Below are 19,199 nucleotides of genomic sequence, written 5' to 3'. Positions count from 1 at the left end.
CATTGGAGAGCACGCGTTGACACCGCTTGATGAGACGATCTCGGCGATCCGCCCGGCCGACCGCGATGCGATGGCACGGGCACGAGAGCACCAGGACCGGCTCACCAAGCCGCGCGGCGCCCTCGGTGCGCTCGAAGACGTCGCCGTACGGCTCGCCGGGGTGGCGGGCGTCTGCCCGCCCCCGATGCCGACGCCCGCCGCGCTCGCGATCTTCGCCGCCGACCACGGCGTGCACGCTCAGGGCGTCTCGCCGTGGCCGCAGGAGGTGACCACCCAGATGGTGGCCAACTTCCTGGCCGGCGGGGCCGTGGCCAACGCGTTCGCCGCCTCGGCCGGGGCCTCGGTGACCGTGGTCGACGTGGGAGTCGCCTCCGATCTGCCCGCCGCACCCGGCCTGCGCGCCCGCAAGGTCGCGTACGGCACGGCGGACCTGTCCCTCGGCCCCGCCATGACCGCCGACCAGGCCGCTGCCGCGCTCGCGGTGGGTGTCGAGACGGCCCGGGAGCTGATCGAGGGCGGCGCCCGCTGCCTCATCACCGGGGACATGGGCATCGCCAACACCACCGCCTCCGCCGCGCTCATCTGCGCGTACACCGGACGCGAGGCGGCGGAGGTGACCGGGCGCGGCACCGGCATCGACGACGCCACCCACCAGCACAAGATCGGTGTCGTGCGCCGGGCGCTGGAGGCCAACCGGCTGCGGGAGACCGACGGCTTCGCGCCGGAGCGGCGCGACGACGCCCTGCGCGCCCTCGCCTCCGTCGGCGGGTTGGAACACGCCGCGATAGCCGGGTTCATCCTCGCCGCCGCCGCGGCGCGTGTGCCGGTCATCCTCGACGGCGTGATCGCCGGCTCCGCCGCCCTCGCGGCCGTCGCCCTCGCTCCCGCCGCAGCCTCCTACTGTGTCGCCGGGCACCGCTCGGCCGAGCCGGGCCACGCCGCGACCCTCGACCACCTCGGCCTGCGGCCGCTCGTCGACCTCGAACTCCGCCTCGGCGAGGGCACCGGCGGCCTGCTCGCCCACCCGCTGGTCAGCGCCGCCGTACGGGTGATGCACGAGGTCGCCACCTTCGATTCCGCCGGAGTGACCGACAAGGAGCACTGACCCGCCCTGCTCTAGGATCTGTCGGGGCGGACGGCACGGGGGACGCGTCGTCCGGCAGATCCTGATCCGCTGAGCCGTCGGTCACCGGCCAACCGGTAAATTTGCCTCCTAACACTGCACGCTTGACGCATTAGGGAGATTGGGGTCATGGCGCCCTACCTGCTTGGCCTTCGCCTCGATGGACGGCGGGTTCTGGTCGTGGGCGGCGGCCGCGTCGCACAGCGGAGAATCCCCGCCCTGCTCGACGCCGGAGCCTCCGTCGTCCTCGTCTCGCCCAGCGCCACCCCCGCCCTCGACGATCTGATCGCCGACGGCCGCGTCACGTGGGAGCGCCGGCCGTACCAGGTGGGGGACTGCGACGGCGCGTGGCTCGTACACGCCTGCACCAGCCGGCGCGAGGTGAACGCGGCGATCGCCGCCGAGGCCGAGGCCAAGCGCATCTGGTGCGTACGCGCCGACGACAAAGAGGCGTCCGCCGCCTGGACGCCCGCGAGCGGCCGGGTCGGGGAGATCGGCGTCGCCATCACGGCGGGCGGCGACCCGCGCCGGGCCGCGGGCATCCGCGACGAGGTCGTCAACGCGCTCCGCGACGGCACCGTGGACGCGCGCCGCCACCGTGGCAAGCCTGTCGGCGTCGCCCTCGTCGGCGGCGGGCCGGGCGACCCCGGGCTGATCACCGTCCGGGGACGCCAGCTCCTCGCCCAGGCGGACGTCGTCGTTGCCGACCGGCTCGCCCCGCGCGCCCTCCTCGACGAGCTGCCGCCCGACGTCGAGCTCATCGACGCCGCCAAGATCCCGTACGGCCGCTACCTGGCGCAGGAGCGGATCAACGAGCTGCTGGTCGAGCACGCCAGGCAGGGCAAGTTCGTCGTCCGGCTCAAGGGCGGCGACCCGTTCGTCTTCGGACGCGGCGGCGAGGAGATGATCGCCTGCGCCCGCGCCGGCATCCCGGTGACGGTCGTGCCGGGCGTCACCAGCGCGGTGGCCGTGCCGGCCGCGGCCGGAGTGCCCGTCACCCACCGGGGGGTCAGCCAGGAGTTCCACGTGATCTCCGTACACGTGGCCCCGGACGACCCGAAGTCGACGGTCGACTGGCCGGGGCTCGCCCGGTCGAAGGGAACGCTCGTCCTGCTGATGGGCGTCGAACGGATCGCGGAGATCGCCGACGCGCTCGTACGGTACGGACGTTCGCCGGAAACTCCCGTGATGGTGGTGCAGGACGGTACTCTTCCCACCCAACGAGCACTCGCCGCCACGCTCGCCACGGTGGCGGAGCGCGTGACCGCGACCGGGGTGCGGCCGCCGGCGATCGTGATCGTCGGCGACGTCGTCAGAGTCGGCCAGGAGATCGAAATGGTGCGAGTGGAGCGGATCCCGTGAAGTCGCCTGCCTGGAAGACGCCCGACGACGGGTCCGTCGACCGGTCCGGCCACGCGGAGAACGAGGAGCAGGCCATCGATCACACCGGTGAGCACCCGGAGACCCCGGGAGAGCAGACGGTCGCCTTCCGTCCCATCCGCGACGGCGACCCGGCCGACGGCGACCACCCGGCCCAGAGCGGTCCCGAGCGTCCCGACCGTTCCGACTGGGACACGGGCGACAGCTGGGACGGCTTCACGGTGCGTCCCTCCCGGGCGACGGACTCCGGCACGGAAGACGACCGCTGGGACGCCTTCACCGCGCGGGACGCGCGCGCGTCCGACACGACCGGCGCCCCCGACACGACCGGCGCCCCCGACCGCCCGGCCCGCCCGCGCATCGGTGACCGTACGGCGTGGGCGACGCCGGGCTGGGACGCGTTCGCCACGCAGCAGCCGAGGCGCCCGTCCCCGCTGAGCGGCGCCTCCGGCGCGCCGGGAACGGGCGAGGCGCCCCGCGCGGCACGGCCCGACAGCGACGAACCGCTCGTACGCGGTCGATCGGCACGTCGCGACCCGGCCTGGGACACACCCGAGCACGACGTGACGCCGGGACCGGCGGGGGAGACGTCCGGATGGGACCCGCCCGCTCGTGACGACGCGGCCCGCCGCACTCCGGCGGAGGAGATGTCCGGATGGGACCCGCCCGCTCGTGACGACGCGGCCCGCCGCACTCCGGCGGAGGAGACGTCCCTCTGGGAGCGGCCGACCCGTGACGCCGCCGGGGAGAGCGCGTCGGAGGCGACGTCTGTATGGGACACACCCGCGAAGGACAGCGCCGCCGAGCGGACCTCGGTCTGGGACGCCCCGGCCCGCGCCCCCCGCGATGCCGCGACGCCTCCACGTGACGGCCGTCCGGCGTCCGCCCCCCGTACGGGATCGGAGGGGACGGGCGACTGGGACGCGTTCGCGCCGCGATCCGCTGCCGCTGCCGCCCGCGAGGGGGCCGAAGCGCCGGAAACGACCCGGCGGCCCGACCTGGCCGACGTGGTCAGCGCCGGATTCGCCGCCGTCTCGGACGGGGTCCCCGGCTGGGACGCCTTCAGCACGGCCACGCGACGCCCAACGACCGGCGACCTCGACCACGATGCGACGCCGGGCACGTCCGGCACGACGGCGGACGAGGACCGGACGTCCGGTGCGAGCGCCACGTTAGGTGACCGCGGGACGACCCCTGTTCACGACGAAACGGCGGACCGGGCAGATCGCTCCGACCCGGCCGACGGCCGGGAAAACGGTCCGGAGACGCCCACCGCCAGCGCGCCATCCCCTTGGCGACACGCCGAGACGACGGACGGCGCGGTCGCCGCCCGCGAGAAGGATGGCGACGAGTGGTCGCGGGACGTGACCCCGGTCGAGGAGGCGGAGGACGAGACCGCCACCGACCACTCTGGCACCCCCACCGCCACCGACCACTCCACCACCCCCAGCACTACCGACAGCTCCGCTATCGCCCCCGACCGCCCCGCCACCGCGTCCGACGGCGAGGCCGCCGCCGGTGGCACCGCGCTCACCGGCCCTGCCGAGCCGTACGCCGCCGGTGTGCCGGACGTTCTCGACGTCGGTGACGGCGAGAACGCCCACGACGTGGCCGACGACGGCGGGCACGTCGGTGAGATCGCGGGCACTTTCGAGGGCGCTCCCGCCATCGACGGAGCCCAGGGCGACGAGTATCCGGGGCAGATCGAGGACGCCCCCGGCACGGTGGCCGGCGGGGAAGCCGAGGACGCCCCGGGCACGGTGGCTGGTGTGGAAGCCGAGGACGCCGGGCGATCCGAGGCGCCCGAGACGATCGAGTGGCCCGGCGGCGCAGTACAGACCGAGGACGGCTCGACATCCGAGGCTCAGCCGGACGATTCCGGCGACGCCGAGTTCGCCGCGTACGGACAGGTGGATGAGAGCGAAAGCGTCTCCGCATCCGAGGCGTGGCGATCCGACGAGGCCGGGGACGAGGCGGGGGGCGGCGAAGCCGCGGGACAGGCCGAGGCGTGGCGCTCGGACGAGATCGGGGACGACGAGGTCGGAGGCGACGAGCCCGCGGGATGGGCCGACGCTGGTCCGATCGGGCCGGCCGACGACGCGCAGTGGTCCGCCGCCGAGACCGACGCGGAGAAGCGTGAAGCCGGGGCGGACAACGAGACCGGCGACGCGAACGACGCGAACGACGTCACGGGCGAGAGCAGCGACGCGTACGACATCACGCGCGAGAGCGGCGACGCGGCGGACAGCGAGGAGGCCGAGGCCGGGCCCCATGCCGCCGAGGGCATGCCTCATGACGACGAGGTCAGGACGGACGAGGCCGCGAACGCGGAGGACGCGACGGGCACGACCGGCGGCCCGGACGACGAGGCCGACGAGGTCGAAAAGGCCGACACGGCTCAAGCGGCGGTAGAGGCTGAAGAGGCTGAAGAGGATCCCGCGGCCCGGGTGCGGAAGGTGCCGCTGCCGGAACCGGTCTCCGCCGCGCTGACCGACGCGCTGGATCAGCTCCGCCTGGCCGTGGAGGACCTGCACTTCGGACTGGACATCCCGGGCGCGGAGGAGGCGCGCAAGGCGCAGGCCGCCGTGCTGGCCCAGCTTGAGGACTACGTCATCCCGCGCGTGCACATGAGCACCGCACCCGCGCTGATCGTCGTCGCGGGCTCGACCGGGGCGGGCAAGTCCACCCTGGTCAACACCCTCGCCGCGCAGCGGGTGAGCACGACGGGCGTGCGCCGCCCCACGACGGGGACGCCGGTGCTGGTGTGCCACCCCGACGACCACGAATGGTTCGCCGAGGGGGACCTGCTCGGCGGGCTGACCCGGCTCGAGCGGCCCGTCGAGGGCGTGGGCACGGACAGCGTCGTGCTGTCCACCACGGAGCGCCTCCCGCCGGGCGTGGCGCTGCTCGACACCCCGGACATCGACTCGGTCGTGGAGGAGCACCACGAGATCGCCCACCGGATGCTCGACGCGGCCGATATGTGGGTGTTCGTGACCACCGCCTCCCGGTACGCCGACGCGCCCTCGTGGAACCTGCTGCGGCTGGCCAAGGAACGCGGCGCACGGCTGGTCATCGTGCTGTCCCGGGTGCCGGAGAAATCCCGCGACGTCATCGTGAAGCACTTCGGCCGGATGCTCGACGAGTACGGCCTGGCCGACGCCGAGCGTTTCGTGATCAAGGAAACGACGGTCACCGAGGGGCGTCTTCCCGACAAGGAGGTCTCCGAGCTGCGGATGTGGCTGGCCCACCTCTCCGTGGACGACGAGCGGCGCGCCGCCGCCGTACGGACGACTCTGAACGGCGTCCTGGACAGCTTCCGCAACCGGGTGCCCGCACTGGCCAGGCATCTGGAGACGCAGGTGGCGCTGCGCGCGGACCTGCGCTCCGACGTGGACGCCGCGTACATGGGCGCGCTGGCCGACATCGACGAGGCCACCAGGAACGGCTCGCTGCTGCGCGGCGAGGTGCTGGCCCGCTGGCAGGACTTCGCCGGCTCCGGCGACCTGATCCGCACCCTCCAGCTCCGGCGGGGAGGCAAGGGGGGCCAGCGGGGGCCGCAACGCGCCCGCGCGCTCAGGACGGCGATCAGGAACGCGCTGGAAAGCGTGATCAACTCCGCCGCCGAGCGGGCCGCGGAGGAGGTCGTCGTGCGCTGGCGGCAGCGGGCGGGCGCGGGCGACCGGCTCGCCGCCACACCCGGTCTCGGCCGCTCGTCCGACGAGGCCACGCAGCGCACCTCGCGCGCCATCGGCGCCTGGCAGGACCACGTCACCGAGTTGATCAGGACCGAAGGCGTGACCAAGCGCTCGGTGGCACGGCTCGTGTCCTTCGACGTGGAGTCGCTCGCCCTGATCTTCACGGTGAGCCTGCTCGGCTACGGCGCCACGGACGTCTCGTCCGGCCGGGGAGCGGGCGCGCTGCCGCAGCGCCTGCTGCGCGCGCTCCTCGGCGCCGAGTCGCTACGGAACATCAGCGCGAAGGCCCGGAGCGATCTGCGCGCCCGCATCGGCATGGTCTTCGACGAGGAGACCCTGCGCTACGTGGACGAGCTCGACGGCGCCGGGATCCCGGACGAGGCAGCAGCCACCCGCCTGTACCAGGCGACGTACAACCTCGAGGTCGCACGATGACTGCCAGCACCACCGACGTCCAGTACGGCCTCGGGGCCAGGTTCGCCGCCCTCGCGCGGCTCGTCGAGCTGGGCGCGGACCGGGCCGACCAGGCGACGCTCACCGAGGCCGCCCAGTTGCTCGTACGCGCCGGGGACCGGCTCAGGCTGTCCCCGGACCACACGGTGGTCGCGCTGGCCGGAGGCACGGGAAGCGGCAAGTCGTCCCTGTTCAACGCCGTCTCCGGCCTCGAACTCTCGCCCACCGGAGTGCGCAGGCCGACCACCGCCCGCACCCACGCGTGCGTCTGGGGTCTGGACGGCGCCGGGCCGCTCCTCGACTGGCTGCAGATCCAGTGGCGGCACCGCTTCGCCCGGGCCAGCGCGCTGGACAAGGGCGAGAGCCAGCTCCACGGGCTCATCCTGCTCGACCTGCCCGACCACGACTCGATCCGGGCGCTCACCGACACCGAGGCCGACCGGCTGATCAAGGTCTCCGACCTCGTGGTGTGGGTGCTCGACCCGCAGAAGTACGCGGACGCCTCCGTACACCGGCGCTACGTTACCGAGCTGGCGGGGCACGACGCCGTGACGGTCTTCGTGCTCAACCACGCCGACCGGCTGTCCCCGGAGGACCGCGAGATCTGCGTGGCCGACCTGAGAGTGCTGCTCTCCAGGGAGGGCGTGGACAGCCCGCAGGTGGTCGTGACCTCCGCGGTCACCGGCGAAGGCGTCGACGACCTCAAGGCGGTGCTCGCGGAGTCGGTGGTCCGGCGCCGTGCCGCGTTCCAGAGGCTGGAGGCGGACCTCGACCGGCTGATGAGCCCCCTCGCCAAGGACGTCGCCGACATCCCGAGCGTCGAGTCCGCCGTGGACGGCGCGCGCCGCGAGGGGCTGACCGACGCCCTGTGCGACGCCGTCGGCGTCTCCGCGGTCGGCGAGGCCATGGAGAACGTGTACGGCGTACGTTCCGTGGACTGGGTCGGCTGGCCGTACGCGCGGTGGGCGGCCCGGCTGCGGCCCGACCCGCTGAGCAGCCTGCGGCTCGGCGATGTGAAGGACGAGATCCGCACACTCGTGGGCAGCGCCGTCAGCGCCCAGCCGGCGGAGGTGGACAACGCCGTGCAGGCACTGGCCGACGGCGTCACGCAGGAGATGCCGGAGGTCTGGCAGGCGGGCGTGCGCGACGCGGCTCGGTCGAAGTCCGTCGAGCTGCCCGCGACGCTTTCCGACGAGCTGTCCCAGGTCGCCCCGCCGCTGGATCGGGTCCCCGGCTGGTGGTGGCTGCTCAAGATCTGGCAGTACCTCCTCGTCGTGCTGTTCGTGGCGGGGGTCGCCTGGGCCGGCTCGATCCTCGCGTACGGCGTGCTGAAGCTGGGCGCGGCGCCGGTGGAGATCCTCGGCGACGTCGGCCTGCTGCCGTGGCTCGGGTTGCAGATCATCGGCGTTCTGGGTGTGGGCCTCCTGTCCGGCATGGCGAGCAGGAACTTCGTCGTCCTCGCCGCCGCCAGGGAACGCGAGCGCCTGGAGAGGGACATGCGTCGCCGGGTGGCGGCGGTGGCGGAGGAGATGGTGGTCGCGCCGATCGAGGGCGAGCTGCTGCGCTACAACGAGTACTTCGCAGCCGTGGCCGCCGCGTCCGGGAAGTAGCCGTCCCCAGGCGCTGAGTTGTCCACAGAACCGGATTCGGCGGAGAGCTGCCGGCGGGGAAACGGGCAGAGTCGTCCCCGGTGTCCGGCGAGGGTCCGGACCTGGGGAGGACTCCATGAGCGACGTCTACGTCACGTTGAGCGGCAATGTCACCGCCGACCCCCGGCAGTACCAGTTCCCCGACGGCTCGCGCGCGACGAGCCTGCGGCTCGCGGTCAACCGCAGGGTGCTCGACCGGCGGTCCCAGACGTGGACCACCCAGGACACGACGTACTACACGGTCCGCTGCTACCGGGGGCTCGCCGACAACGTCGCCCAGTCGGTCCGCAAAGGCCACCCGCTGGTCGTGTACGGCAGGCTCCGGATTCGGCAGTTCCAGGACCGGCAGGGCGAGCAGAGATTCCTGGCCGAGGTCGAGGCCAGCTCGGTCGGCCACGACCTCAAGTGGGGCATCGCGAGCTTCGAGAAGCCGGTCCGGTCCTTCGCGGACACGGCCGGCGGCCAGGAACGACAGGGCATGGAGGACGACACCCGCGAGTGGGAGCTGAGGCCGGTGCCCCACACGGACGAGCGGGACACGCGCCCGGCGGAGCAACGGGACAGCCGGGAGGGGCAGGCGGTTCGCCCGGTCGAGGGAGGGGACGCCCAGCCGTCGGAGAGGCGGGCTACTCACCCGGCGGAGGCGTCCTTGTCTTCCGACGACGACGGCACGTCTCCGGGCGAGGCCGCGGAAGGCGCGGACGAGCGCCCGTCCTCCAGCAGCACCGAGGGTCAGGAAACGGACGATGTGCCGTGGCCGGTCGAGACGGTGCCGGACGCGCTCGCGGCATGACCGGTGGCTGGAAGCCGGAAGTGGGTGTCGCGGGCGCCGGAGGCGATGTGCGGTGAGTGGTGGAGGTGGCGCCCGGAGTGCCGGACGGCTGCGGGTGAGGAGTCAGCGTGCGGCGGCAAGGGCATCGGCCGTGCGCGGCCGGTGCCCCACGGTGGAACGTCCGGGTATCGGCCGATGGCGACTTCCGCGTCGCTGCGTGAGCACCCTTTCTAGGTCCAGGTCACACCCCGCACCACGGCTGCTCCTTTCCCACACAGCCCCCTTCGTGAAGGAGCGGTTACCTCGTCTGCCGTCCGGACATCCGGCGGCCAGACTGCCAAAGGTAGCGGTTCCCGTCGCGCGACGCACACTCCGCAATTATTGTGTTACACATCGTGAGACGCTGGAGGCAGCGCACGGACGCGTGGGGAGACTGGATGACGGCACCCAGCCAGACCTCGGCCACACCGCGGGACGAATCGCCCTCGCGGCGCGGTCGGTGGCCCCTGCTGGCCCAGCGCCGTCCTCTCGTGGTCTACTTCTTCGGCATCGTCGCGCTGGACCTGGCCGCGATCGCGTACCTGCTGATCACGACGCCCTTCCACATCTCGCACCTCGCGGCGTTCGCCGCCCTGACGGTGTGCGGCGCCGTCTGCATCGAGGCCACCCGACGGCTCGGCATGCCCGCCGGGGTGTCCCGCGACCTGCTGTCGGCCTGGTGGCTGCCCGTCGTGCTGTTGCTCCCGCCGATGTACGCCCTGCTCGCCCCCATTCCGCTGCAGATCCTGCTGCAGGTGCGCGTCCGCGCCACGGTCGTCTATCGGAGGGTCTTCAGCGCGGCGGCGATCGGGGTGGCCGCGTGCGCCGCCTCCATGGCGTTCCACGCGTGGATCCCGGCGCCGAGCGAGCTGTCCAGCGGCCGCGCGCTGCCGATCCTCGCGGCGGTGGCCTGCGCCGTCATGTTCACCGCCGTCAACACCGCGCTCATCGCCATCGCCGTGCGCGCCGCCGATCCCGACACCCGGTGGCGGGAGTTCCTGTGGAACCGCGAGAGCGCGCTGCTCGACGCCGTCGAACTCTGCCTCGGCGTGACGGTCGCCATCGCGTGCGGACTCAACCTGGGGCTGCTACTGCTCGCCCTGCCGCCGGTGGTGCTGCTGCAGCGCAGCCTGCTCCACGCCCAGTTGCAGGCCGCCGCGCGCACCGACCCGAAGACCGGGCTGCTCAACGCCGCCGCCTGGCAGCGCGAGGCGGACACCGAGATCGTCCGCGCGAGGCGCACCGGCGACACACTCGCACTGCTCATCGTCGACATCGACCACTTCAAGCGGGTCAACGACACCTACGGCCACCTCATCGGCGACCAGGTGCTGATCGGGGTCGCCGGCACGCTGCGCAGCCAGTTGCGCGACTACGACGTGGTCGGCAGGTTCGGCGGCGAGGAGTTCGTGATCCTGCTGCCGCGGGCCGACGTCACCGAGGCCAGGCGGGTGGCCGAGCGGCTGCGCTCCAGGGTGGGCCGCATGGCGGTTCCGGCCGACCACGCCATGGTCACCGTGACGATCTCGGCCGGGGTGGCCATCATGAACATGCACGGCAACGATCTCATCGAGTTGCTCGCCGCCGCGGATCTCGCCCTCTACCGGGCCAAGGAGCTCGGTCGCGACCGCATCTGCCTCCCCGCGCGTCCCACGGCTCCTCCACCGCGCACAGGTGACGAGATGACCGGATGAAGCTGCCGTGGGTGCCACTACCCTTGGAGTCATGCCGGAGTACATCTACACGATGCAGCGCGTGCGCAAGGCGCACGGTGACAAGGTGGTCCTCGACGATGTCACGCTGTCCTTCCTGCCCGGAGCCAAGATCGGCGTCCTGGGCCCGAACGGCACGGGCAAGTCGACGCTGCTCAGGATGATGGCGGGGCTCGAGCAGCCGTCCAACGGAGACGCGCGGCTGATGCCTGGCTTCACCGTCGGCATGCTGCAGCAGGAACCCCCGCTCAACGAGACCAAGACCGTTCTGGGCAACGTCGAGGAGGGCGTCGCCGAGACCAAGGCGATGCTCGACCGGTTCAACGCGATCGCCGAGCAGATGGCCACCGACTACAGCGACGAACTGCTGGAGGAGATGGGCAAGCTGCAGGACGCGCTGGACCACCGCAACGCCTGGGACCTGGAGAGCCAGCTCGAGCAGGCCATGGACGCGCTCCGCTGCCCGCCCGGCGACGCGGACGTCTCCCAGCTCTCCGGTGGTGAGCGCCGCCGCGTCGCGCTGTGCAAGCTCCTGCTGGAGCAGCCCGACCTGCTGCTGCTCGACGAGCCGACGAACCACCTCGACGCCGAGAGCGTCCAGTGGCTGGAGCAGCACCTGGAGAAGTACCCCGGCACCGTACTGGCCGTCACCCACGACCGTTACTTCCTCGACAACGTGGCCGGCTGGATCCTGGAGCTCGACCGCGGCCGGTGCTACGCCTACGAGGGCAACTACTCCACCTACCTCGAGGCCAAGGCCGCGCGTCTGAAGGTCGAGGGCCAGAAGGACGTCAAGCGCAAGAAGCGCCTGGAGGAGGAGCTCCAGTGGGTCCGCTCCAACGCCAAAGCGCGCCAGACGAAGAGCCGTGCCCGTCTCCAGCGCTACGAGGAGATGGCCGCCGAGGCGGACAAGTACCGCAAGCTCGACTTCGAGGAGATCCAGATCCCGCCGGGCCCGCGCCTCGGCACGACGGTGATCCGGGCGGAGAAGCTCTCCAAGGGCTTCGACGACCGCATCCTCCTCGACAACCTCTCCTTCGACCTGCCCCGCAACGGCATCGTCGGCGTCATCGGCCCGAACGGCGTCGGCAAGACCACGCTGTTCCGCATGATCACCGGCGGTGAAACGCCGGACGGGGGCGCCATCACCGTCGGCGAGACCGTCAAGATCTCCTACGCCGACCAGAGCCGTGCGGGCATCGACCCGAAGAAGAACGTCTGGGAGGTCGTCTCCGACGGTCTCGACCACATCAAGGTCGGCAACGTCGAGATGCCGTCCCGGGCGTACGTCGCGGCGTTCGGCTTCAAGGGGCCGGACCAGCAGAAGCCCTCGGGCATCCTGTCCGGCGGCGAGCGCAACCGGCTTAACCTCGCCCTGACCCTCAAGCAGGGCGGCAACGTGCTGCTGCTCGACGAGCCCACCAACGACCTCGACACCGAGACCCTGTCCAGCCTGGAGAACGCGCTGCTCGACTTCCCGGGCTGCGCGGTGATCACCTCGCACGACCGGTGGTTCCTCGACCGCATCGCCACGCACATCCTGGCGTGGGAGGGCGGCTCGAACTGGTTCTGGTTCGAGGGCAACTTCGCCGACTACGAGAAGAACAAGATCGACCGGCTCGGCGCAGACGCGGCTCGCCCGCACCGCGTCACCTACCGCAAGCTGACCCGGGACTAGCCGCCCCCTCCCGGCGCACGTCGCCGGGTCAGGGGACCGGTCCCGGCCTCGGCCGGCGCTCGTCGCGACCCCGCCCGTGTGCGGAAACCGCGGGTGGAATACGGTTTCCGGTGTGTCCGGACAACCTCTCTCCGACGGCGCCGGCCGTGCTGTCGGCCGTACTGTCACGAGTGCCGCCGCCCCCGCCGACCAGCGGCACGTCTTCCACCGGCAGGTCCGCTTCGGGGACATCGACAGCCTCGGCCATGTCAACAACGTGCGGTTCTTCGACTTCCTGGAGGACGCGCGGCTCGACATGCTCGTCGTCGATCGGCTCCGCGCGGGCGACCCTCCGCACCGGGGTCTGGTGGTCGCCCGGCACGAGATCGACTACCGTCGCCCGCTGACGTTCCGCCCCGATCCGGTACGCGTCGAGACCTGGGTGACCGAGATCAAGCCGGTCCGGTTCACCCTCGCGTACGAGATCAAGGACGACGAGCAGGTCTTCGTCAAGGCGCGTTCCGTTATGGTCGCCTACGACGTCGAGGGCGCACGCCCGCGCCGGCTCACTGAGGACGAGCTCGCCTACCTCAAGCGCTTCTTCGTCGAGGAGTGAGAGGTCAGTCGCGCAGCAGCCACGCTCCCGCGTCCGGCGGCAGCACGCCGCTGTCCAGGGGAGCGCTGGAGATCAGGACCCGGTCGTGGGGCGGCAGCCGTACCGGGTCGGTGCCGCAGTTGACGGCGCAGACCAGCGGCTCGCGGGAGAAGAGCAGGGTGTCGGCGGGGGAGTCCAGCCAGGTGATCGCGTCCGGTAGCGTGCCCCGCAGGGATCGGCGCGCGGCCAGCGCCCGGCGATAGAACGACAAGGTGGAGCCGGGGTCCGCCGTCTGCCGCTCCACGGTCAGCTCCGCCCACTCGGATGGTTGCGGCAGCCACGACCCGCCCGGTCCGAAGCCGAACGGCGGGGCCGTCCCCGTCCAGGGAAGCGGGACCCGGCAGCCGTCCCGTCCGGGCATCGCCCCTCTTGTCCGGAAATAGACGGGGTCCTGACGTACTTCCGGTGGAAGGTTCTTTACCTCGGTTAGCCCTAATTCCTCCCCCTGGTAGAGATATGCCGACCCGGGGAGGGCGAGCATCGTCAGCAGGGCGGCGTGCGCCCTGGCGAGCCCGGCTCCCGGGTCCGCCGCGCCTTCGCCGTAACGGGTGGCGTGCCGTACGACGTCGTGATTGGACAGCACCCACGTGGGCGCCCGCATCGCCGCCAGGGTGGTCTCGATGACCTCGCGGAACGCGGCGGCCGACCAGGGCGCCTCCAGCCAGGCGAAGTTGAAGCTCTGGTGCAGCTCGTCGGGGCGTACGTAAAGGGCGAGGTCCTCGGCCGAATCCGTCCAGACCTCGCCCACCGCGGCGCGGTCACCGGGATAGGAATCGAGTACGGCGCGCCACTCGCGATAGACCTGGTGGACCTCGGGGCGGCTCCAGACGGGCGACCGGGCACCGAAGCCGATGGTGGTGTCGGGCAGCCCCTCCGCCTTGTGCAGGCCCATGGCGACGTCGATGCGGAAGCCGTCCACGCCCCGATCCAGCCAGAACCGCAGTGTGGTGAGGAAGTCCTCCCGCACTTCTGCGTTGTTCCAGTTGAAATCGGGCTGCTGGGGCGCGAAGAGGTGGAGGTACCACTGGTCGTCCGGGAGCCGGGTCCACGCGGGACCGCCGAAGACCGAGAGCCAGTTGTTCGGCTCCGCGTCCGGCCGTCCGGGCGGGGAGGGCCGGAAGATGTACCGGTCGCGCTCAGGCGAGCCCTCAGGCGCGTTCAGGGCCTTCTGGAACCACGGGTGGGCGGCGGAGCTGTGGTTGGGGACGATGTCCACCATCAGCCGCAGCCCCTGGTCGTGCGCGTCCGCGACCAGGTCGTCGAAGTCGTCCAGCGTGCCGAAGAGTGGATCGACGTCGCGGTAGTCCGCGACGTCGTAGCCGCCGTCCGCCATGGGGGAGCGGTAGAACGGGGTCAGCCAGATCGCGTCGACGCCAAGATCCGCCAGGTAGGGCAGCCGGCTCCGCACGCCGGCGAGGTCGCCGACCCCGTCACCGGTGGAGTCGGCGAAGCTGCGGACGTAGATCTCGTAGACGACGGCGTCATGCCACCAGGGGGTTTCACGCATGCCCCATGGCTGCCCCGTGGCAGAGGGCGTTATGCGTTCAGCATGCTCTGGGCCGCGTAGACGAGGTAGCGCAGGAGTTGCTCCTCGTGCTCGGGGGCGAGCTCCAGCGAGCGTACGGCGTCGCCCATGTGCTTGAGCCAGGCGTCCCGCTCCGCCTCACCGATCGTGAACGGCACGTGCCGCATGCGCAGCCGGGGGTGGCCGCGCTCCTGGCTGTAGGTGTTGGGGCCGCCCCAGTACTGGATGAGGAACATGCGCAGCCGGTCCTCGGCCCCCACGAGGTCCTCTTCCGGGTACATCGGGCGCAGCAGCGGGTCCGCGGCGACGCCTTCGTAGAAGCGGTGCACGAGCCGCCGGAACGTCTCCTCGCCTCCGACGGCTTCGTAGAAGGTTGTCACCGCTTCAGCCTAAGCTAGTTACCGATCGGTAAGTTCAGCCCGCGAAGGCCAGGTTCTTCTCGTCGAACGCCCTCTTGATCCGAACCCGCAGCTCACGGGCCACCTCGGCCTGCTGCGCCGGGGCGGTCTTCACGCTGACCCGGAAGATGATCGACGTGCCGGAGAGCTGCTCCAGGCCGAACACCTGCGGCTCCTCGACCAGGAGGACGTCGCGGTACTCCGGCTCCTCCCACATCGCCGTCGAGACGTTCTTGAGCAGCTCGCGCACCGTCGTGGTGTCCGCCTCGTACGGCACGGTCACGTCGACGACCGCGCGCGACCAGCCCTGGGACTCGTTGCCGACCCGGCTGATGGTGCCGTTGCGGACGTACCAGACCTTGCCGTCGGCGTCGCGGATCCGGGTGATCCGCAGGGTGACGGCCTCGACCGTGCCGACCGCGACACCGGTGTCGATGACGTCGCCCACGCCGTACTGGTCCTCCAGCAGCATGAACATGCCGGCGATGAAGTCCTTGACCAGCTCCTGTGCGCCGAAGCCGACCGCGACGCCGATGATGCCGACGCTGGTGAGCAGCGGGGCCAGCTCGATGCCCAGATTGGACAGGATCATCAGGGCGGCAGTGCCCAGAATCACGACCGAGGCCAGGCTTCGCAGCACCGAGCCCATCGTCTCGGCCCGCTGCCTGCGCCGCTCGGTGAGGATCGCGGTGCTCGCCTCGCTCGACCCGGACGACATGGTCTTGAACCGCTCCGGCAGGACGCCCTCGCTGGCCCGCAGCGTCACCCGGGTGATGAGCCGGTGCGCGACGCTCCGCACCACAAGGGCGATGGCGAGGATCATGCACAGAGTGAGCAGGGCGTCGACGATCCCGGCCACGAGCGGGACCCAGGGGTACACGCCGTCGGGGAAGGACGCGTTGAGGATCGAGCACGTCAGGCCCTTGCCGCTCTTGCACGTCTCAGTCACCGCGGTGACCGCCTCTCCCACCGTGTCAGAGATGTCCCCTCCAGGAGATGGTGTCGGAGTCGGCGCGTACGGCAACACGAGGTGGATCCCCCCGGATCGGTTCGGTCAGCAACAAGCAGGTAAACCTAACTCATTTTGCCGACTGAACCGGCCGTCGTCACATCGCCGGGGAAGGCGGATTCCCCTGCTCGGCGTCGGTACGGCGGGCGGGGGTTTCGCCGCGACGAGCGGCAGAGCACGGCGTGCGCACCCGGAGCGCGCGCCGTGCCGTTCTCCGGAGGGATCCTCCTCGATCACCGTCCGTTCCGGCCGGTACGACCGGACCGGACGGCGGCATGCCGTGCCCGGCGGATACCTCCGCCGGGCACGAGGTGTAGGGGGCCGGGGGCGCACAGCGTCCCGGACCGCCGCGTCGAGCGCGGCCGTCGCGGGGCGCTCCGCACCGTGCGCTCCGCCGGCCCCATGTGCCGTGGCGAGCTATTCATTCACCGCGGCGAGCACTCGGGCGACCTTGCGCGCCGCACCGGCCGGGTCGTCCGCCCGGTGCATCGGCTCTCCCCAGGACCACCAGTAGTCCGCTGCCCTGCACACGACGTTCTCCGCGAGACTCGTGGCCTTCGGGTTGATCACCCGTACGAAGGGGCGGCCTGACTGGGTGCGTACGACCCGGGCGAGAAGGCCGCGGGAGTCGAGTTCGGATACCAGGAGTTCCAGACGCTGGAAATCGTCCTCCTCCATTTCGGTGTCCTCCTTGGTTTGGAGCGAGCCGACGCGCTGGGCGCCTTTGCCCCGGGCATTCGGTCCTGGCCGGCTCAAGATGACTCACCAAGCATGAACGGGTCAACGCCGCCCGTCGGCTCCGCGGTTAGGCAAACCCCCAAGTAGGTTGAAGAAAACCCCCTGCTGAGGAACGATCCTTAGTCAGCACCTTCAAGCACTCGTCCATGCCGGGCAAAAACTGGTCCATCATTCTTGTGTAGCCGCAGCGCGACAGAGACGTTACGCTGCGTCAGCAGATGAGGACCCTTCGGGACACGCGGTCGGCGCCATCACCCGTCCGCGAGAGAGGGGCCGGGATGTCCGGCAGGCAACACAGGGAAACGGAGATCGCGCGGCAGATCCGGGCACGAGGTCTGGCCACCGGGCGGGCCGTTGCCGTGATCGCCGACGAGATCCATCTTGCGTGTGGGCCGAAGTTCGGCACCACGAAGATCAAGGCGCACCGCCTGTCGAACGGCATCGCACTCGCGGATGTGATCGAACAGGTACGGGCACTATTCGAGCGGGACGGCAAGGCCGTCCCGGGGATCGGCGAGACGCTTCTGTCCGCCTACGAGTCGGGGCTGAAGAAGCCCGGACCCGAGTACCTCCACTACCTGTGTTCCGTCTACCGGGTGGAACCGGCCGCTCTCGGCTACGAAGGGCCGTGCATCTGTGGCCACGGCCACGGAACGCCCGGCAATGTCCGCGGCTGCGATTTCGAAGAGGGAATACCTGACACTTCCCCCAATGTGCGCGAGCTGTGGATACAGCCGGATGGCGGCAGCCGTTCCGCGGACGGGGGCGAGGAGGACGAGAACGTGCTACGGAGGACGCTGCTGAAGATCCTCGCCGGTACCCCGCTGGCTCTCGACGGGCAGGTGCTGGGTGCGGTGGAGAACATACGACGGCATATGGACGAGACGATGGCCTCGGCGACCGTCTCGCCCGCGATGCTGGACCAGTGGGAGGAGACGACCACCGGTTTCGGCAGGCAGTACATGAACACCCCGCCGCTACGCCTTCTCTGCGACGTGCTGTTGGAGTTCTCCACAGTGCGCAAGGCACTGGAGCGGCGGCAACCGGTCGACATCCAGGAACGGCTCTGCCGCATGACGGCCCAGCTCTCGGGGCTCTGCGGGATGATCATGATCGACCTCGGCGACCATCGCATGGCCCGGTCGTTCTTCCGTACGGGGCGCACCGCCGCCGACGAGACGGGCGACCGCGCGCTGCGTGCCTGGGTGAGCGCCCGTGAGGCGCTGGTCCCGCTCTACTACGGGGACCCGCGCGAGGCGCTCGCGCTGGCGAAGAAGAGCCGGGACATGGCCGGGCAGACGCCCTGCGCGGCCAAGACCATGGCACCGGTGGTCGAGGCCAGAGCGCTCGCCATGCTGGCCGGCGGCACCGGTCCCAAGAAGGAGGTCGTCGACCAGGCCAAGCGGGCGCTGTCCCGGGCCAGGGCGGCCTTCGCGCAGATGAGCTCCAACGACCAGGAGGACCCGGCCTTCGGGTACACCGAGCGGCAGCTCTACTTCTACCAGGGCGACGTCCTGGTCAAGCTGGGGCAGACGCTGGAGGCGGACCTCATCCTGGAGCAGGCGCTCGGCAAGTACTCCGGCGAGGACCTGCTCGACCAGACCCTGATCCGCTTCGACCGCGCCCAGTGCCGCCTGATCGAGGGCGAGGTCGAGGAGGCGCTGGAGATGGGCCGCAAGGCCATCGAGATGATCGAGCGCGAATACCGCACCGAACTGGTCATGCGCCCCGCGTACGACCTGCTCAAGGCGGTCCAGTCCAAGTACGGCGATGTCCCCGCGCTTACGGCCTACCGGGAGTGCCTGGTGTCCGCCTCGGAGGACGCCTCCGCTGCGGCCGCGGCGGCCACCGCGACCCTCGAGCAGAACAGGCAGCAGACGTGACGGGAGCGCTCCGGGTTCGCCGCTACCGCTGGTCGGATCTCGACGAGGTGCTGGCGCTGCACCAGATCGGCCTCGCCCAGGTCGGCCTTATGCCGGGTGACGGCGTCTACTACGACGACGACTTCCCACGCATTCAGGCGGTGTACCTCGCCGATCGAGGTGAGTTCCTGGTCGGCGAGGAGCCGGGCGGCGGCCGGATCGTCGCGATGGGCGGCCTGCGCCGCATCGACGACGAGACCGCGGAGATGTGCCGGCTCCGGGTCCATCCGGAGTTCCAGCGTCGCGGTTACGGCGCGACGATCCTCGAACGGCTGGAGGAACGCGCCCGCGAGCTCGGTTACCACGTGCTGCGCGGGGACACCACCCTGCAGCAGGGGGCCGCCCTCGAGCTCTACCGGAAGTACGGCTGGCGCGAGATCCGGCGCGAGACGTGCGGCGCAGCCATAGTGCTTTATGGGGAGAAATACCTTACTCCCGTTGTTACGCCGCAATTAATCAGATAAACCAC

14 protein-coding genes are annotated in these 19,199 nt (G+C 71.1%); 10 read left to right on the top strand and 4 right to left on the bottom strand.

Going from position 1 to position 19,199, the window contains the following annotated elements; genetic code table 11:
* The first annotated feature begins 16 nt into the window (after nucleotides 1-16).
* The 8 genes from cobT (at nucleotide 17) to AWQ68_RS32410 (ending at nucleotide 13,099) form a co-directional block, all read left to right on the top strand.
* Nucleotides 17-1,105 (top strand): nicotinate-nucleotide--dimethylbenzimidazole phosphoribosyltransferase, encoded by a 1,089-nt coding sequence (gene cobT / locus AWQ68_RS32445; RefSeq protein ID WP_084464633.1) that lies wholly within the window; start codon nucleotides 17-19, stop codon nucleotides 1,103-1,105.
* 147 nt (nucleotides 1,106-1,252) lie between these two features.
* Nucleotides 1,253-2,485 (top strand): uroporphyrinogen-III C-methyltransferase, encoded by a 1,233-nt coding sequence (gene cobA / locus AWQ68_RS32440; protein WP_066947931.1) that lies wholly within the window; start codon nucleotides 1,253-1,255, stop codon nucleotides 2,483-2,485.
* Nucleotides 2,482-6,636 carry a dynamin family protein gene (locus AWQ68_RS45380; protein ID WP_245656326.1) on the top strand — a complete coding sequence of 1,385 codons (4,155 nt, stop codon included), beginning with the start codon at nucleotides 2,482-2,484 and terminating at the stop codon, nucleotides 6,634-6,636. The genes cobA and AWQ68_RS45380 overlap by 4 nt, the downstream gene beginning before the upstream one ends.
* Nucleotides 6,633-8,264: a GTPase gene (locus AWQ68_RS32430; protein ID WP_066947929.1), complete on the top strand. Its 1,632-nt coding sequence runs from the start codon at nucleotides 6,633-6,635 to the stop codon at nucleotides 8,262-8,264. Before AWQ68_RS45380 ends, AWQ68_RS32430 begins: the two co-directional genes overlap by 4 nt.
* A 115-nt stretch (nucleotides 8,265-8,379) precedes the next feature.
* Complete coding sequence (locus AWQ68_RS32425) at nucleotides 8,380-9,096, top strand: single-stranded DNA-binding protein (protein WP_066947926.1); 717 nt, start codon at nucleotides 8,380-8,382, stop codon at nucleotides 9,094-9,096.
* 416 nt (nucleotides 9,097-9,512) lie between these two features.
* Nucleotides 9,513-10,808, top strand: a complete 1,296-nt coding sequence (locus AWQ68_RS32420) for a GGDEF domain-containing protein (RefSeq protein ID WP_066947924.1) — start codon at nucleotides 9,513-9,515, stop codon at nucleotides 10,806-10,808.
* A gap of 31 nt (nucleotides 10,809-10,839) precedes the next feature.
* Nucleotides 10,840-12,504 (top strand): energy-dependent translational throttle protein EttA, encoded by a 1,665-nt coding sequence (ettA, locus tag AWQ68_RS32415; RefSeq protein ID WP_066947921.1) that lies wholly within the window; start codon nucleotides 10,840-10,842, stop codon nucleotides 12,502-12,504.
* A 112-nt stretch (nucleotides 12,505-12,616) separates the two neighbouring features.
* Nucleotides 12,617-13,099, top strand: a complete 483-nt coding sequence (locus tag AWQ68_RS32410; protein ID WP_084464632.1) for an acyl-CoA thioesterase — start codon at nucleotides 12,617-12,619, stop codon at nucleotides 13,097-13,099.
* Nucleotides 13,100-13,103: 4 nt separating this feature from the next.
* On the opposite strand, the gene AWQ68_RS32405 is transcribed toward AWQ68_RS32410, so the two are convergent.
* The 4 genes from AWQ68_RS32405 to AWQ68_RS32390 all read right to left on the bottom strand — a co-directional run bounded on the left by AWQ68_RS32405 (nucleotide 13,104) and on the right by AWQ68_RS32390 (nucleotide 16,748).
* The gene (locus AWQ68_RS32405) at nucleotides 13,104-14,645 is read right to left on the bottom strand and encodes a glycoside hydrolase family 13 protein (RefSeq protein ID WP_066947918.1); all 1,542 of its coding nucleotides are present in this window, start codon (nucleotides 14,643-14,645) and stop codon (nucleotides 13,104-13,106) included.
* 29 nt (nucleotides 14,646-14,674) lie between these two features.
* Entirely contained in the window at nucleotides 14,675-15,043 is a 369-nt protein-coding gene (locus AWQ68_RS32400; RefSeq protein ID WP_066947915.1) for a globin, read from the bottom strand.
* Between the two features lie 34 nt (nucleotides 15,044-15,077).
* On the bottom strand, nucleotides 15,078-16,010 hold the full coding sequence (locus AWQ68_RS32395; protein ID WP_245656324.1) for a mechanosensitive ion channel family protein: 933 nt from the start codon (nucleotides 16,008-16,010) through the stop codon (nucleotides 15,078-15,080).
* A gap of 477 nt (nucleotides 16,011-16,487) precedes the next feature.
* Nucleotides 16,488-16,748: a hypothetical protein gene (locus AWQ68_RS32390; protein WP_066947912.1), complete on the bottom strand. Its 261-nt coding sequence runs from the start codon at nucleotides 16,746-16,748 to the stop codon at nucleotides 16,488-16,490.
* 338 nt (nucleotides 16,749-17,086) lie between these two features.
* On the opposite strand from AWQ68_RS32390, the gene AWQ68_RS32385 reads away from it, so the two are divergent.
* Both AWQ68_RS32385 and AWQ68_RS32380 read left to right on the top strand, forming a co-directional pair.
* A complete protein-coding gene (locus AWQ68_RS32385; RefSeq protein WP_066947909.1) occupies nucleotides 17,087-18,691 on the top strand; it encodes an NsdA family TPR-like regulatory protein in 1,605 nt (534 codons plus the stop codon).
* On the top strand, nucleotides 18,688-19,194 hold the full coding sequence (locus AWQ68_RS32380) for a GNAT family N-acetyltransferase (protein WP_066947907.1): 507 nt from the start codon (nucleotides 18,688-18,690) through the stop codon (nucleotides 19,192-19,194). The genes AWQ68_RS32385 and AWQ68_RS32380 overlap by 4 nt, the downstream gene beginning before the upstream one ends.
* Nucleotides 19,195-19,199 lie beyond the last annotated feature (5 nt).

The organism is Microtetraspora fusca (genome assembly GCF_001570365.1).
In the GTDB taxonomy this organism is placed as follows: domain Bacteria; phylum Actinomycetota; class Actinomycetes; order Streptosporangiales; family Streptosporangiaceae; genus Microtetraspora; species Microtetraspora fusca.
The sequence above is the reverse complement of the archived record's forward strand: the minus strand, read 5'-3'. Positions and strand labels throughout refer to the sequence as shown.